Origin of the sequence: Lysinibacillus sp. KU-BSD001 (assembly GCF_042920265.1) — a bacterium.
Classification (GTDB): domain Bacteria; phylum Bacillota; class Bacilli; order Bacillales_A; family Planococcaceae; genus Lysinibacillus_B.
This window is the reverse complement of sequence record NZ_JBDQZI010000035.1, coordinates 1-1,364: the sequence shown is the minus strand read 5'-3', so window position 1 is coordinate 1,364 and position 1,364 is coordinate 1. Positions and strand designations below refer to the sequence as shown.

1 protein-coding gene is annotated in these 1,364 nt (G+C 39.0%); it reads right to left on the bottom strand.

Features of this window, described 5'->3' with window-relative positions; all coding sequences use genetic code 11:
- Window positions 1-1,339 (bottom strand): IS1182 family transposase (locus AAGS61_RS20795; RefSeq protein WP_391376599.1); only part of this gene is annotated, 1,339 nt, incomplete at its 3' end.
- Window positions 1,340-1,364: the final 25 nt, after the last annotated feature.

Sequence of the window (1,364 nt, the reverse complement as noted above, 5' to 3'; positions counted from 1 at the left end):
GCCATGTCCAATTGGCAAGCTTTTTTAAATTCATGGCAGCAAAAGTAAGCATCGCTTGCATGGACAATTTTTTAATCCCACGTAGGGTTGTCCATCGCATACCATGCTTTTCTTTCGCATCTGCAAAGACCCGTTCAATCGTTTCTTTCCGTCGGGCATATATTTGTTTGATATCGTTTTGATGACGAAGATAATCCGCTTCCTCCACATGATGTGCCCAAATATGACGTTCAATTATTTTTCGATGATCCTTACTATTAGTACATTGAGCAAGTAAAGGACAGGTTGCACATTGAGTTGGGTTTGATTTATATTGGCGTTTACCTTCTTTGGTCGTAGTCGAGTATTTAAGGACTTGCCCTTCCGGACAAAGGTAGCAGTCATAGTACTCGTCGTATACATACTCGTGTTTGCGTAAAAATCCGTCCTTTGTTTTTGGGCGTGTATAAGGAAGTGCCGGTTGAATATCTTGGTCGAATAAAAATTTAGTTATCGCAGGTGTTTTATAAGCAGCATCGGCAGCTACAGCAAGTGGCTTTTTCACTCTTTCTATTACCTTTTCAACAAGTGGTTGAAGCATATGACTATCATGAACATTACCAGGTGTCACAATAGATCCGAGTATAAATCCATATCGATCCGCCGCTGCATGAAATGAGTAAGCAAACTGCTTCGTCCGTTCATCTTTTACATAGTAGCCACTTTCAGGGTCTGTCGTACTTTCTTTAATTTCCTTCATCTCTTCTTTTTCAAATTTATCTGGTGGGAATGGTTTCTTCCCATGATCAATCCGGTCTTGATTCAATTCTTCTTGAAGTTTAGCTTCATATGCCCGAGTCTCTTTGCGTACCATTTTCTTTTCGAATTTACGTTTATTCGCACTCGCTTTAACATGAGTTGAATCGATGAAAACATGGTCAGCACTTAGTAAACCTTTATCAGCAATTTCTTTGAGTATGCGATAAAAAATCTGTTCAAAGATATCCGTATCTTGAAAACGACGTTCATAATTTTTACCGAAGGTAGAAAAGTGCGGTACTTCGGAATGGAATCCAAATCCTAAAAACCAACGATACGCCATATTCGTCTCAATTTCTTTTATTGTTTGACGCATTGAACGAATCCCGAATACATATTGAACAAAAGTCATCTTGATTAATACAACTGGGTCGACACTAGGTCGACCTAATTTAGAATACAGCGGTTCTACTAGTGGATAGATGAAAGAAAAATCAATCGCCGCTTCAAGCTTTCTGACAAGATGGTCCTGTGGCACAAGTTGATCAATAGTGATCATCTCAAGTTGATCTCGTTCATGATTATGGTTTTTCGTCATCATATCTATCACCTCTAGTAGTAAGTGC